The 14,927-nt window shown below is 63.3% G+C and carries 7 protein-coding genes and 1 pseudogene; 3 read left to right on the top strand and 5 right to left on the bottom strand.

The window, feature by feature from the left end; all coding sequences use genetic code 11:
- Positions 1-3: 3 nt before the first annotated feature.
- Positions 4-4,905, bottom strand: coding sequence for an alpha-2-macroglobulin (locus ACF8K2_RS00460; protein ID WP_392462997.1), 4,902 nt, complete (start codon positions 4,903-4,905; stop codon positions 4-6).
- Positions 4,906-5,098: 193 nt separating this feature from the next.
- Between ACF8K2_RS00460 and ACF8K2_RS00455 the strand changes: the two genes are divergently transcribed.
- Positions 5,099-6,436 carry an MATE family efflux transporter gene (locus ACF8K2_RS00455; RefSeq protein ID WP_392462996.1) on the top strand — a complete coding sequence of 446 codons (1,338 nt, stop codon included), beginning with the start codon at positions 5,099-5,101 and terminating at the stop codon, positions 6,434-6,436.
- Positions 6,437-6,511: 75 nt separating this feature from the next.
- Here ACF8K2_RS00455 and speA read toward each other — a convergent pair whose 3' ends face one another.
- The 4 genes from speA to ACF8K2_RS00435 all read right to left on the bottom strand — a co-directional run bounded on the left by speA (position 6,512) and on the right by ACF8K2_RS00435 (position 10,747).
- Entirely contained in the window at positions 6,512-8,425 is a 1,914-nt protein-coding gene (gene speA / locus ACF8K2_RS00450; protein WP_186555526.1) for an arginine decarboxylase, read from the bottom strand.
- Between the two features lie 153 nt (positions 8,426-8,578).
- Positions 8,579-8,950, bottom strand: coding sequence for a translation initiation factor Sui1 (locus ACF8K2_RS00445; protein WP_186555527.1), 372 nt, complete (start codon positions 8,948-8,950; stop codon positions 8,579-8,581).
- 190 nt (positions 8,951-9,140) lie between these two features.
- Positions 9,141-9,677, bottom strand: a complete 537-nt coding sequence (locus ACF8K2_RS00440) for an NUDIX hydrolase (RefSeq protein WP_392462995.1) — start codon at positions 9,675-9,677, stop codon at positions 9,141-9,143.
- A 2-nt stretch (positions 9,678-9,679) separates the two neighbouring features.
- Positions 9,680-10,747, bottom strand: a complete 1,068-nt coding sequence (locus ACF8K2_RS00435; RefSeq protein ID WP_186555529.1) for a DUF2333 family protein — start codon at positions 10,745-10,747, stop codon at positions 9,680-9,682.
- 249 nt (positions 10,748-10,996) lie between these two features.
- Between ACF8K2_RS00435 and ACF8K2_RS00430 the strand changes: the two genes are divergently transcribed.
- Both ACF8K2_RS00430 and ACF8K2_RS00425 read left to right on the top strand, forming a co-directional pair.
- The gene (locus ACF8K2_RS00430) at positions 10,997-12,613 is read left to right on the top strand and encodes a diguanylate cyclase (RefSeq protein ID WP_392462993.1); all 1,617 of its coding nucleotides are present in this window, start codon (positions 10,997-10,999) and stop codon (positions 12,611-12,613) included.
- 1,609 nt (positions 12,614-14,222) lie between these two features.
- A pseudogene (locus ACF8K2_RS00425) lies at positions 14,223-14,738 on the top strand (methyl-accepting chemotaxis protein); the annotation flags it as partial.
- Positions 14,739-14,927: the final 189 nt, after the last annotated feature.

Here is a 14,927-nt window from a genome sequence, read left to right as displayed (position 1 = left end):
CCCCTAGCGCGCCTTGACCACCAACTCACCCTGGCTTTCGCCCACCGCCTGCACGTTCGGCCGGTACATCGACTCGACCTGCGGTGGCGGCACCCGATAGGTGCCCGGGGTAACCGCACGCGCCAGGTACAACAGGTGCGTGGTGCCGTAGCTATCGAGCTTGAGCGCCGCTACGTAGCGGTCATCACGGTATTCCTGATGCACCACGTTGGCGTTCTGCATCGACTCGCGCCACTGCTTCACCGCGCTGCTGGCGTTTTCCAGGCTGGCCGCGCTCTGGGCCAGGTTCTGGTTCTCAAGCTCCAAGCCCGCAGGCAGCAGGTCGACGACCAGCGCATCCGGCACCTGGCTGTGCGCCTTGAGCGCCAGATGCACCAGGACCAGATCACCGCTGCGCAGATTACGCAGATCAAGGTACTGGCCGTTCATGCCCAGGTACTCGCGACGAATCTCCATGCCATTGCCACTTGGCGCAGGCGCCTGGCGCGGATACCCGGACAGGGTCAGTTGCTGGTAGAGGGTCTCGCTGCCTTGGTTCTGCACCGACAATGGCGATGCCAGCAGAGGGCCTTCGAGCTTCATGCCAGATTCCGCGTTATCCAGCTCACGAATCTCACCGGCACTGTCCAGACGCGCCTGCCATTTGCCTTCGGGTTTACCCAGCAGACCACGGCCAGCCAGGTACAGCGCGTTGCGCTCTTGGGTCGACAGCCAGCGATTGGCCGCCAACTCATCGGACAAGGCGAACAGACGTTGGTCGACCTGGTTACTGGCCAGGTTGTTCTCCTGCAGCAACGCCAGGATCAGCGCCTGATCGCGCACCGCGCTGCCATAGTCGGCCATCCAGCCGTCGCTGCGACCAATGCCCAGGCCGGCCTGCAAGGCCTGCTGCGAACGCGGCTTGTCGCCCATCTTGTCCAGCGCCACCGCCAGTTGCACGAGGGGCAGACCTGAGCGGGCATCGCTGCGGCGCTCGAACAGGCTGCGCAAGGCACCCAATGGCGCCTGCTGACTGCGGGCCAGCACCAGCGCGGCGTAGGCCTGTACCGCGAAGCGGGTGTGCTCGGAATTCTGGCTGTAGTTCACTTCGATCAAGTTGCGCTCTTGCAGATAACGCAGCAGGCGCTCGTTGGCTTTCTTCAAAGCTTCGGCCGGCACGCCATAACCTTGCTCGCGAGCGCGCAGCAGGAAGTCGGTGACATAGGCGGTCAGCCAGTACTCTTCCTCGCTGTCCGAACTCCACAGGCCGAAGCTGCCGTTGTAGCGCTGCATGCCCAAAAGGTGCTCGATACCCATCTCGATCTTGCGTTTGCGCACATCGGCCGGCTCGCCCTTGATGCCCAGGCGCTTGAGGCTTTCGGCGTCGGCGTAGAGCGACGGATACAGGCCGCTGGTGGTCTGTTCCAGGCAGCCATAGGGATACGCCTCAAGCGCACGGATCTGCTCGGCGAGGTTCAGTGGCGGGCGGCTCGACAGGGCGAGGCTGGCTTCCAGGCCCGCTGGTTCGAACTCGGCCAGATCACTCTCCGGCAAGCTCCAGGGTTGATCCTTGAGTGCCACCCGGTAGTGCTTGAGCATCGCCGGGTAGGCCGGGCGAATGCCCAAGGTCCATTCACGCTCGAAGGCCATGGCAGGCTCGCCTGGCAGTTGCAAGCCATTGACCTGCACATGGACCTTGCCCTGGCCCAGGCCACCCTGGGCTTGAACCGGAATCATCAAGGTGCTGCGCTGGCCTTCGGCCAAGGTGATGTTTTGCTGATTGGCGGCAACCAGGCCAAGCTGACCTTCGGTGCTCAGTTGCACAGTCAGTTGCTGGGCGCGACCGGACAGGTTGGCCAAATCCAGCGCCAGGTTGGTGCGGTCGCCGCCGGCCAGGAAGCGCGGCGCCGACAACTCGGCGATCAGCGGCGCGGCGACCACCGTCTTGCCTTCGGCCATGCCGAAGTGCTCGTCGCTCCAGGCCTGGGCCATCAGCCGCAGCTCACCGTTGAAATCGGGGATGTCGACAGTGGCCTCGCCTTCACCCTTGTCGTTGAGGGTCACTGGCAGGCTCTGCTGAGCGACGATGGTCACCGTGGTATTGGGGCGCTTGCCGCCCTTGGCCATGCCCGCATCGCCACCGAACGCCAAACTCGCCAGACGGCCTTGGCCGGCTTCGATCAGCTGGCCGTAGATGTCCAATTGGTCAGCACCATAGGCCTTGCGGCCGAACAGGCTGGCGAACGGGTCTGGGGTCTTGAAGTCGGTGATATTGAGGATGCCGACATCCACCGCCGACAGCAGCACATGCACGTGCTTGGGAACGCTGCCATCGGCATTGGCGGCTTTGAACTTGACCGTTAGCGGCTGCTTGGGGCGCATCTTCTCCGGCGCTTGCAAGGTCACCGCCAGCTTGCGCTCGGCGCGATCGAGCGGCAGGTGCAGTACGCCAACCGCGCGCTTGGGCGTGGCATTGGCCTTGCGCTCACCGGGGCGGATCACCAGGGCGCTGATATACAGATCGTGGCGCGCCCACTTGCTATCGAGCTTGACGTCGAAGGTCTTGCCCTCGGCAGGCACATCGATCTCCTGCCACCACAGCGGACCGTCGCTGGATTCGACCATCAGGTAACCACTGCCGGCGGCCGGTGGGGTGACGGTAACCTGGGCAGTGGCGCCATCGGCGTAGGATTTCTTGTCCAGCGCCAGCTTGACCTGGTCGGGACGCACCGCGCCGCCTTCGGCGTTGTCCTGGGCACGGTAGCCAGCCCAGAAGCGTGCGCTGGACAGCAGGCCAGTCTGCGGATCTTCCACCTCGACCCGGTACGGGCCCCACTCGACCAGGAAGTTGAGCTTGGCCGTGGAGCCGGCCTTGACGCTGACGGTCTCCTCGCTCTGGGTCAGGAACTTCTCGTTGTAGTTGTAGCTCCAGCCGTCGCTGTCCGAGTAGTTCCAGTAGTAGTCACGACGCTCGCGAATCAGGCGCACCTTGAGGTTATCGACTGCGAGCTTTTTACCGTTGCGGTCGGCCACCAGCACTTCGAATTCGACTGGGCCGTCGCTGTCGGTTTCTTCCCCCTCGAACAGCCCGCGCAGGCCCGGCAGGCGTTCGGCGGGCCAGATCGGTTGCTCGAGACGGCGGGTAATCGGCCGACCACCCGACTCTTGCAGGCTGGCCTGCACAGTCAGTTGCAGGGGCGAACGGGCCTCGGCCCAGCGGCTCTCGATGTCCACAGTTGCCTTGCCGGCCTGGTCGAGGGTGACTTCGTCCAGCTCCAGATCCTGATTGAGCTCGGTCTCGGTGACCGAACCGAACTGATAACCCGGCAACGCCGGCACCGCCTCACGCAGCGGACGCACATAGGCCTGGCCGCTCAGGCGGTTGCCGGCAGCAGGCGCGCCATAGAGGTAGCGGCCGTTGACCTGGATGTGTGCGGTTTGCTCAGGGCTCAGCGGCGTGCTGCTGCCCTTGAGCTCCAGCGCCAGACGCTCGGGCAAAAAATCCTCGACGAGGAACTCATACACTTGCTTGCGACCACCGCCCACGTCCAGCAGCAGTTGCCAGCGACCGGTAGGCGCCTCAGTGGCCAATTGCAGCTGATATTGATAAAGGCCATTGGCACCGGCCTCCCAGACGAATTTGCGGCTGACCTGCTCATCCGGTCGGCGCACTTCCACGCTCACCGGCTGGGCCTTGATGGGCTTGCCGTCCTGATCGCGCAACAGGCCATTGAGCAACACGGTTTCACCCGGGCGATACAAGTCGCGCGGGCCAAAGATGAAGAACTGCAGCGGGTTGGCTTGAGGGCCGGTGATATCGAATTCAGCCAGGTCCAGGGCAGCGGTGTTCAGACGCAGCAAGGTGGTGTGGACACCCTGGGTGGCGATCAGGGTGTCGGCCTTGGCCGTGATCGGCAGTTGCGCATGGCCGTCGCTGTCGGTCTTGGCCTGGGCCAACAGCTTGCCCTTGTCATCGTGCAGTTCGAGGTTGACCGCGTTGAGCGCCTTGCCGCCTTCCAGGGCCTGGGCGAATACGTCCAGACGGTCGCGGTAACGGTGCGCGGAGACGCCAATGTCACTGAGGGTGAACAGGGTCGCCGGCTGCGAGTAGTCGTAGGTGCCGGAGGCACGCATCACGGCCAGGTACACGCCTGGGTCTTGCAGTGGCTTGATCCCGGCGATGGGCAGCAACACGGTTTCACGGGTGTTGCGCGCAGGGTTGAGGTCGAAGCGGCCGCTGTACACCAGCTCGGCCATCTGCAACGTTTCCTTGGACTGGTAGTAGTACAAGCTGCTGTTACGGCCCCAGTTGACCAGGAAGGTCGAGAGCATTTCCGGCTTGATGCGGAAGAACTCGACATCGACCTTGTCGACGTTCAGGGCGATCACCGGCAGGCCTTCGGCCAAGCGGGTGGGCAGCAACGAGCCACGGCTGGCGAAGCCGATGGTCGGCTGCATGTCGCGGGTTTCCAGGCGGCTGACCGATTCGCTGGCCAGCGCGTTGCCATTGACTGCCAGCAGGCCCTTGTCGACGGTCAGGACCAGCTTGCGCTGCGGCTCGAGGTGGCGCAGGCGCAGCTCCATTTGGTTGTCCGAGAGCTCCCAGGCGCCATCGACCTTGCCTTTGACGGTATCGACCAGGTGCACCTTGGCGGCGAAGTCCTGGCTGGCATCCAGCGGTGCGGAAAAGCTGATCGACAACGCACTGGCGCCATCGACCTGGGTTTCCGAAACATCCAGCACTGTCAGCTCGCGACCGGCATAGCGTTTTGCGAGAACGGCGGGGTCTTCGCGCTTGGCCGGTTTAGCTTCGGCAGGCGCAGTGGCCGGCGGTTTTTCCGCGGGTGCAGGGGTGTCCTTGGAGGAGGAATCACAGGCACTGAGCAGGGCCAGCGCGCAGGCCAGCAACAATCCTTTGTTGAGCATGAGAGAGGGGACTCTTCGGCAGCGTGTTCGTAAGGGCACCAACTATAGCGCAACCGCGAGCGCCGTACCCGGTATGGAGCGGCAAGTGAGACCGCGTTCGCGCAGTTTGGTTGCCTGGCCGCTACAATGCCGTCGGGCAAATGCTCCGCCCCCCGAAGTAGTCTTACAAATAGCTCCATCTCCAGGAATTCGCATGCGTTCTCTCACTGCCGACTGGCGCGATCGTCCTAGCCACCGCAAAGTCTGGGGCCTGGCCGCGCCGATGATCCTGTCCAACATTTCGGTGCCCCTGGTCGCGCTGGTCGACAGCACCGTCATCGGCCATCTGCCGCATGCTCACCAGCTCGGCGCGGTGGCGGTGGGCGCCACCCTGTTCACCTTCATGGTCGGGCTGATGGGCTTCCTGCGCATGGGCTCCACCGGCTTCGCCGCCCAGGCTGCAGGGCGCGCCGACGGTGCAGCGTTGCGCCAGGTGCTGGTACAAGGGTTGCTGCTGGCGCTGGGCTTTGCCATCGTCATCGGCCTGCTTGCCTTGCCCTTCAGCCAACTGGCGTTGCACGCCATGCAGCCGAGCGCGGCGCTGCATCAATCCACCGAAGATTTTTTCCACACGCGCTTGCTGGGTTTGCCGGCAGCCTTGGCCAGCTACGCCCTGGTCGGCTGGTTCCTCGGTACTCAGAACGCCCGTGCGCCGCTGGCCATCCTGCTCACCACCAACCTGCTGAACATTGCCCTGAACCTGTGGTTCGTCCTTGGCCTGGACTGGGGCGTGGTCGGTTCGGCGCGGGCCTCGGTGATCGCTGAGTGGAGTGCTGCGCTGCTGGGCCTGGCCCTTACCCACCCGGCGTTGCGCGCCTACCCAGGGCAGATCGCCTGGGCGGCGTTGAAGCGTTGGCAGGCCTGGCGGCCGTTGCTGGCGGTCAATCGCGATATCTTTTTGCGCAGCCTGGCCTTGCAGCTGGTGTTCCTGCTGCTGACGGTACAAGGCGCGCGCTTGGGCGAGGCGACAGTGGCGGCCAATGCCTTGCTGCTCAATGGGCTGATGCTGACGGCTTATGCCCTGGATGGCCTGGCCCATGCGGTCGAGGCGTTATGCGGCCACGCCATCGGCGCGCGTGATCGCCAGACCCTGCGCCGCTCGCTGGTGGTGGCGGGGGGCTGGTCGCTGATCGTGAGTATTGGCTTCGCGCTGTTGTTCCTGCTTGGCGGGCATCTGTTCATCGACTTGCAGACAGATATCCAAAGCGTACGTGCGGCGGCGTATCCGTTCTTGCCCTATCTGGCGTTGCTGCCGCTGGTGGCGGTGTGGAGTTATTTGCTCGATGGCTTGTTCATTGGAGCGACCAGAGCGCAAGAAATGCGCAATGCGATGCTGCTCAGCGTAGTGCTGGCTTGCCCATTGGCGTGGATGGCGAGCGGGTTCGGCAACCATGGATTGTGGTTGGCGTTTCTCGGCTTCATGGGGTTGCGGGCGGTGACGCTGGGGTGGTTGGGGTGGCGGTTGGAGCGGCAGGGGCAGTGGGTGCCCTGAGTGCAGTGATGTTCTCAAGATCTTGGGGCCGCCTTGCGGCCCCAAGGATCTGGATTAAACCCAAGCCATTGAAGCTTACGACGACAGGTAGGAAGAGCGGGTCAAGCCAAGGCGCAACGCATCCAGATACTGGGTACGCTCACGCGCAGTGATCTTGGCGCTGGCGACCTTGTCACGGTAATGCGTCATCAACTCCTCCGGCGACAAGTGCACGTAGCGCAGCATGTCTTCGATGGTGTCATGGGTCTCGATCCCGGCGTGGTACACGCTGCCATCGGCATTCTGGTAGATGTTCACCGAATCGGTGTCACCAAACAGGTTATGCATGTCGCCCAGGATCTCCTGGTATGCACCGACCAGGAAGATCCCCAAGAGGTAGTCTTCACCTTCGTTGATGCCATGCACCGGCAGGCTGGTCTCGATGCTCTGCTCATCGACGTACTGGTTGATCTTGCCATCCGAGTCGCAGGTCAGATCCTGCAGCACGGCGCGGCGCAGCGGCTCTTCGTTGAGGCGATGCAGCGGCAGAATCGGCAGTACCTGGCCAATCGCCCAGGTGTCCGGCAGGCTCTGGAACACAGAGAAGTTGCAGATGTACTTGTCCGCCAGCTTGTCGTTGAGCTCATCGAGCACTTGGCGATGCGAACGTTGGCGAGCCTTGAGTGAGTTGTGCAGGCGGCGGCACACAGCGAAGTAGCACTGCTCGGCCAAGGCTTTCTCGGCCAGGCTGATCTTGCCGTCGGCATACTGCGCGGCCACGTCACCCATGTAGTGGGTAGCGCGCCAGTAGGTCTCGGTCACCATTTCGATATCGGTCGGGCCGAGCAGGTCGACCAGCCACTGCACGGTCTCCGGCAGGCTTTCCTTGTTTTCGATGGTCGGCACTTCGTCGTTGTGCTTCTCGACGTCGGTGACCTGCACCACCAGCATCGCGTGGTGCGCAGTCAGGGCGCGGCCGCTTTCCGAGAAGATGTGCGGGTGCGGCAGGCCTTGGGCATCGCAGAACTCCTTGAGCATGCCCACCACGACTGCGGCGTAATCGTCGATGTCGTAGTTGATCGAGCTGGCGTTGCGCGAGTGAGTGCCGTCGTAGTCGACCCCCAGGCCGCCACCGACGTCGATGTGATCGACCGGCAGGCCCAAGGCGCGCAGCTCGCCGTAGTAGCGGATAGCTTCCTTGAAGCCGTGCTGGTAGTCCGCCAGGTTGGCGATCTGCGAGCCCATGTGGAAGTGCAGCAGGCGAATGCCCTGGTCCAGGCCGGCGCCACGGAAGCGCTCGACTACCGAGATCAGCTGGGCCGCAGACAGACCGAACTTGGACTTCTCGCCACCGGTATCGGCCCACTTGCTCGACGCCAGCGACGACAGGCGCACGCGCAGGCCCACTTGCGGCTTGACCTTCAGCTCAGCGGCTTCCTCGATCACCAGGGCGACTTCGGATTCTTTCTCGATGACGATGAACACGTTGTGGCCAAGCTTCTGACCCATCAGCGCCAGGCGAATGAACTCGCGGTCCTTGTAACCGTTGCAGACGATGGTGCCGCCTTTGGGTGCCAGCGCCAGCACGGCCAGCAGCTCGGGCTTGGAGCCGGCCTCCAGGCCAATCGAGACGTTCTGGGTGGCGATGATGTTTTCCACCACCGCTTCTTGCTGGTTGACCTTGATCGGGTACAGGGCGGTGTACTGGCTCTGGTACTCCAGGCGCGCGATGTTGGCGTCGAAGGCGCCGGTCAGCTGGCGCACGCGGTCCTGCAGAATGTCAGGGAAGCGCACCAGCAGCGGCAGCGACAAACCGCTCTGGCGCAGCTCGTCGACCTGCTCGAACAGGTCGATCGGGGCGCTGTTGGGGCCATTGGGGCGCACTTCGACGCGCCCGGCTTCATTGATGGCGAAATACCCTGCGCCCCAATGGCGGATGCCATAAACACTGCGGCTATCGGCCACGGTCCACTGGCTACCATCGTCTTTGCGTGTGCGTCGTACGGACATTCAAGTCCCCTGTAGAAAAGTCGAAGACACTGCCCTACCGAAAGGGCGCTGGCAGTGTAGAAACTGAAAATGACGGTTCGTCCATGTCCAGGGATAGACCCTGACTACGGAAACGAGTTTAGAAAGCCCTGGGGAAAAATGCGTCCAGGCGGATCAACCGCCGGATTTTTTCGCCTTGAAGCCCAGCTTGGTCAACTCGCCGAGCAGCAGCTCGACGTGATCGCCCTGAATCTCGATGACCCCATCCTTCAGCGCTCCGCCCGTGCCACAGCGACGCTTGAGGTTGGTGGCCAGCTCCTTGAGCTGTTCGAGGGCCAGCGGAACGCCGCTGACCGTAGTCACGGTCTTGCCGCCACGGCCTTTGCTTTCGCGGCGCACGCGGGCGATTCCGTCACCTTCGGGGATGACGTGCTGCTTGCAGATGCAGGCATCCGCCGGCTTGCCGCACGCTGGGCAATGCCGACCGGCATCGGTGGAATACACGAGACCGCCAAGGGCGGAGAAGGAAGAAGCTTTCTTGGCCACTTTTGTTCCTCTTGCTGAGGACAAAAACTGGTCGACGCCATTGCCTGGAACCGACCGCGAAGCCCCACTCTGGCAGGGGCGGCGCTACTGACGCAGATCTTGCGACAGCCCGAAAAGGGCGCGCAGTGTAACGATAAATGCGCCGGTTGCTAAGTACTGGAATGCGCCATTTTACGAAGCATTCGCGACGTCAGGCCAAGCGCTGCCGGTAGCGCTGCAACGCGGCCAGAGAATCCGGGCAATACGCCAGCTGCCGCTGATCGATCTCGACCTGCTCGAGGCTGGCAAAGCGGGCTTCGATGACTTCTTCCGGTTGCAGCCGCAGCGGGCCATCCCAGACCGCCGAGAACACCGCGCACCAGAGCCGGTTACCCGGCTGGTCAAAGAAGAACTTCTCGTGAAACCGCAACTCGACGCCGCAAACGCCGAGCTCTTCTTCAAGCTCCCTGGCCGCCGACTCGGCATAGCTCTCATCGGCCGCGACCATGCCACCCGCCGCCACGTCCCAATACCCCGGATACACGGCTTTACTCAACGAACGGCGGTTGATGCACAGCTCGCCGGCACTGTTGAACAGCAGAATGAAGGTGCCACGACCGATCAAGCCACGCTCGCGCAACTCGGCCCGGGGCAGTGCCCCGAGCAGTTGGTCGGCGGCATCGACCCAGGCAATCTGCTCAAGGTCGGAGGCCGCGCGGTGGGCGGCCTCGGCTGGGGTGATGGGCATACTCAGCCTTGCGACAGCAGCTGACGCAGGTCGATCACAGCGGCGTTGGCGCGGGAAATATAGTTGGCCATCACCAACGAGTGGTTGGCCCACATGCCAAAGCCACTGCCATTGAGCACCATCGGGCTCCACAGCGCTTCCTGCGAGGCTTCCAGCTCACGAATGATCTGGCGCACGCTGACCGTGGCGTTCTTCTTCGCCAGCACGTCGGCAAAGTCGACCTCGATCGCACGCAGCAGGTGCGACAGCGCCCAGGCCTGGCCACGGGCTTCGTAGAACACGTTGTCGATTTGCAGCCACGGCGTCTCGACCAGCTCCTCATCGAGCTGCGGCGCTTGGCCGGCAACCACCGTTTCGGTCTTCAGGGTGCTGTTGAGCTTGACCCGGCCAACACTAGCCGACAGGCGCTGGGACAGCGAGCCCAGACGCGTGGCGACGTCGCCCAGCCAGTTGTTCAGGTTGTCGGCACGGGTGTAGAAGATCGCGCCCTGGTCACCAGCGGCCAGGCGCGCCTGATAGCGGTTCAGCGACTTGATGCCTTCTTCGAACTCCGATTCGCTCGACGGCAGGATCCAGCTCTTGTTGTCGAAGTTGAAGCGCGGCTCGGCCTTGGCCAGGTCAGCATCCTCGGTGGACTGCGACTGCGAACGGGCGAAGTCCTTGCGCAGCGCACGCGACAGGTCACGCACCTGGACCAGCACGCCGTATTCCCAGCTCGGCATGTTGTCCATCCACAAGCCAGGTGGGAAACGGTCGTTGGAAATGTAGCCACCGGGCTTGTCGAGCAGCGTGCCGGCGACAGTCTTGAGGGTTTCGATGGTGGTGTAGCCGACAACCATCTTGTGGCCAGTGCGCTCGGAGGCGGCCTGGGCATTTTGCTGCACCGGGAACAACTCCGGCTCCTGGCTCCAGTACCAACCCAGGCCGATGCATACCAGCAGGTACAGCCCGATCAGGGTGCCCAGGGCACGGCTCCAAAGGCCACCAAGGTAGCTACGGGTAGCGGCGCCACGGGTGTCGGCCCGCTCGCGGGGCTCAGCTTTTGCCTCGCGGTTTTTCCAGTCCAGCATGGCTTTGTCCTTAATTTGTCACGACGGTTGAGGGCTTGGACCTCAGGTCTGCCCCAGGGTGCCACGGCAAGCCCGCGTCGCAGCACTATAAAGCAGACACCGCCTTACGCATAAGCGACCAATCGGTCAGCAACTGAATAAGCAGACTTGAACGCTTTGTTGACACGAAGCACTCGCTTGTCGGAAAAGCGGTGCTAGCATAGAGCCATCATCGCACCTGCATATTCCCAATCTATAAGTAGTCAGGACATGACCCAGCCAGCAGAGCCCAGCCACGAGCGCCTCAAGCAGCACTTCGCCCAGCGGGTCATCCACCAGGCCCGACAGATCCTCGAGATCTGGCAGCGCCTGCAACGTGGCGAGTGGTCGGCGAGCGACCTGGGCGAGCTGAGCGAGGCCAACCTGCGCCTGCAACGGTACGCCGAGCGCTTCGAACAGCCCGAGCATGGCAGCCTGTCGGTGGCGATCGGGCAGACCTTGCGCGCCATCGAAGCCAACAGTGCGCGACTCAACTCCGAGTCGATCGCTGAGCTCAACCGCTTGATGCAGCGCCTGTCGCGCACCGGCCTGCGCAAAGGTGATCAGCTCGATAACGTGCCGCTGCCACCCCTGCGCAAGCCGGTATATATCCTGCTGCAAGATCACGATCGCGCCGAGCGCCTGGCCCAGCAGCTGGAATTCTTTGGCCTGGGCGTGCAGGCCTTGTTCAGCGCCGAGGCGTTCTGCTCGTCGATGAATGAACGGCTGCCTGCGGCGATCGTGATGGACGTCGACTTCAGCGGCCCAGGTTGCGGCTTGCAGCTAGCGGCCAAGGCCCAGCAGGGCCTGGAGCAGCACATCCCGCTGCTGTTTTTCAGCCTGCACGAAACCGACACCCCTACCCGCCTGGCCGCGGTGCGCGCCGGTGGCCAGGAATTTCTCACCGGCACCCTGGAAGCCTCCAGCCTGCTGGAGAAAGTCGAACTGCTGACCAGCGCCGCCCAGTACGACCCGTTTCGGGTGCTGATCATCGACGATTCGCGCGCCCAAGCCATGCACACCGAACGCCTGCTCAACGGCGCCGGAATGATCACTCGCACGCTCACCGAACCGATCCGCACCATGGCCGAGCTTGCCGATTTTCAGCCCGACCTGATCATCCTCGATATGTACATGCCCGATTGCACCGGCACTGAGCTGGCTAAAGTGATACGCCACAACGACCGCTATGTCAGTGTGCCGATCATCTACCTGTCGGCCGAGGATGACCTGGACAAGCAGCTCGATGCCATGAGCGAGGGCGGCGATGACTTCCTGACCAAGCCGATCCGCTCGCGCCACCTGATCACCACCGTGCGCAACCGCGCCGCCCGTGCGCGCCATCTCAAGGCGCGGATGGTTCGTGACAGCCTGACTGGGTTGTACAACCACACCCACATTCTCCAGCTGCTGGAGGACTGCAGCTTTCGCGCCCGCCGCGAAGAACTGCCGCTGAGCTTTGCCATGCTCGATATCGACCATTTCAAGAAGATCAACGACCGCCACGGCCACCCCATGGGCGATCGGGTGATCAAGAGCCTGGCGTTATTTCTCAAGCAACGGTTGCGCAAGACCGACTATATCGGCCGCTATGGCGGTGAAGAGTTCGCCATTGTCATGCCCAATACCCACCTGGCGGCAGCGCATAAGGTGCTCGACGAAATTCGTCGGCGGTTCTCCGAGATTCTCTATCCGGCCCAGCCGCAGGACCTACGTTGCACTTTCAGCGCCGGGGTGGTGCAACTGGATGAACAGCATGATGCGCTGACCATGGCCAGTGCCGCAGACGAGGCGCTGTACCGAGCCAAACATGCCGGGCGTAACTGTGTGGTGCGAGTAGAGCCGTAGCGCCTTCGCCTTAGCGCTTTGGTGCCCCAACAAACCGGTCAGCGCCGAGATAAAGGCAAATAGCCACTTTTTTAGGGCGCCAACCCTCCGCCGTCATCACCGCGTCACAAAATCGCAATAACTTCAGGCACCTACCTCTCCACTCCCGCCGGAAGTTCGCGCCATGCGCCTGAAGTGGCTGACCAATTTCAATACCCTCTTGCTGGTAACCGTGTGCATTGCCCTGGGCGCAACCTTGTGGTGGTCGCAACGTGCCCTCGAGCGCCCCTATCAACTGATGGAGCGCTACCTGGGCCTGTCGCAGCAGTTCCAGAACCAAGCCGCACTTAACATCCAGGCGTATCTGGCCAGTGGCGACGCCCTGCGCCACGCAGCCGCCACCGAAGCCAATCAACAATTGCACCAGGCGCTAGCCCAATGGCCGCAGCCACTGGCAGAACAACTGCGGCCGAGCCTGGATAACTTGCAGGCCTTCACCACTAACGAGCTCCTTGCCGCCGGCAAGCTTGCAGGCGATCCGCAAGCCCTGCTGCTGCAAGCCGAACGTGAGCTGGGGGCCAACCTCGAACAACTGGCAAGCTACGCCCGTGACAGCGGCAGCAGCGATGCCCCTCGCTATCTTGCTCCCGTGCTTGACGCCGCCGTACACCTGGGGCGCTTGTCACTGGCACGCGACAAGCTGGTCAGCAGTGGCCGAGCAGAGCTGGCCGACGAAGTCGAGCGCGAACTGCAGCTGATCCGCACCCAGGCCGAGGCGATCGACGCCCTACCGCTGCTCGGGGTGACCCGCGCCGCCGAGTCCAACGCCGACGACTTCGCCGCGCTGATGGGCCTGCAAACCCAGGCCAGCGAGCAACAGGAAGACGTTGCCGTAGGCCTCAAGCGCGAGCTACAAAGCCTGCTCAGTCGTTATCCTGGCGAACTGCAACGCACCCGTGAACAGATCCAGCGCCGCGCAGCCTTGGCCACCAGCACCGGCGAACGTCTGGATGCGGTGCAACAGGCCATCGCCGCCCTAGAGCCGCAGGTACGTGCGCAACATGGCCAGATCGCCAGCGAGGTGCGCATCATCCAAGGCCTGATGATCGGCCTGATCCTACTGATCGCACTGCTCATCGACACCCTCCAGCGCCGCCTCACCCGCACCCTGACCCACCTGGCGCCAGCGCTGTCACGCTGGGCCGAGGGCGACTTCGGCCAAGCCATTGCATTGGGCAAGACCAACCGTGAACTGCACGATATCCAGGAGTCGCTCAACCGCCTGCGCCTGTACCTGGTCGAACTGGTCGGCACCCTGCGCGCCAATGCCGAGCAAGTGGCCGGCAGCAGCCATGCCCTGGCCAGCATGAGCAGCGCCCTGCACGATGGCGCCGAGCGCCAGGCCGGCGACACTGCGCAGATCCGCGATGCCCTGGGCGAGCTGGAGGCGACCATTCAACAGGTGGCGGGCGACGCCAGCTCCGCGGCCGATGCCAGCCACGATGCCGGGCGCGCCGTCGAGCATGGCCAGGCGGTGATTGGCCAAAGCCTTTCCGGGTTACGTGCCTTGGTCGATGAAGTGCAGGGCAATGCGCAGATGATCGAGCAACTGGCCGAAGAGTCGGCGACCATCGGCGGCGTCCTGACAGTGATTCGCTCGATTGCCGAACAAACCAATCTGCTGGCCCTCAACGCCGCCATCGAAGCCGCTAGAGCGGGCGAGATGGGCCGCGGCTTTGCCGTGGTGGCCGACGAGGTGCGCTCACTGGCTCAGCGCACCACCGGCGCTACCGGTGAGATCCAGGCGCTGATCGACCGGCTGCAACAGGCTGCGCGCGAATCGGTCAATGGCATGCGCATCCAGCTTGAGCATGCCGAGGCGACCGCAAGCCAGGCGCAGGCTGCCGACGGCGCCTTGGATGAGATTGTCAGTGCGATTCGGACCATCTCCGATACCGCCGTGCGAATTGCCGATGTCACCGCCCAGCAGACAGGGGCGGTGAGCGAAATCAGGGATCACAGTGAGCGAATCCATGAGCTGGGCGAAGACAATCTGCAGCGCATTGGCGAAGGCCGCGAGCAGGGTGAGCAACTGCTCAAGCTGGGTGGGCAGCTCAATAGCGCAGTGCGGGCGTTCAGGCTCTGAGTGGGCATCGCCCGTACCGACGCTATCGCGGGGCAAGCCCGCTCCCACGCCGAGCGCCTTGCCAGGAGTTACACGTGGGCTTGCCCCGCGATAGCGCCTTGCAAGGGGTTACACGTGGGCTTGCCCCGCGATAGCGCCTTGCAAGGGGTTACACGTGGGCTTGCCCCGCGATAGCGCCTTGCAAGGGGT

The organism is Pseudomonas sp. xss_2 (assembly GCF_043104195.1).
In the GTDB taxonomy this organism is placed as follows: domain Bacteria; phylum Pseudomonadota; class Gammaproteobacteria; order Pseudomonadales; family Pseudomonadaceae; genus Aquipseudomonas; species Aquipseudomonas urmiensis.
Note: the sequence above shows the minus strand (reverse complement) of the source record. Positions and strands in the feature narration are given on the sequence as shown.

Excerpts from the sequence above, each read along its gene's own strand:
- ACF8K2_RS00460 (WP_392462997.1), bottom strand. The coding sequence starts at position 4,905 with ATGCTCAACAAAGGATTGTTGCTGGCCTGCGCGCTGGCCCTGCTCAGT.
- ACF8K2_RS00455 (WP_392462996.1), top strand. The coding sequence starts at position 5,099 with ATGCGTTCTCTCACTGCCGACTGGCGCGATCGTCCTAGCCACCGCAAA.
- speA (WP_186555526.1), bottom strand. The coding sequence starts at position 8,425 with ATGTCCGTACGACGCACACGCAAAGACGATGGTAGCCAGTGGACCGTG.
- ACF8K2_RS00440 (WP_392462995.1), bottom strand. The coding sequence starts at position 9,677 with ATGCCCATCACCCCAGCCGAGGCCGCCCACCGCGCGGCCTCCGACCTT.
- ACF8K2_RS00435 (WP_186555529.1), bottom strand. The coding sequence starts at position 10,747 with ATGCTGGACTGGAAAAACCGCGAGGCAAAAGCTGAGCCCCGCGAGCGG.
- ACF8K2_RS00430 (WP_392462993.1), top strand. The coding sequence starts at position 10,997 with ATGACCCAGCCAGCAGAGCCCAGCCACGAGCGCCTCAAGCAGCACTTC.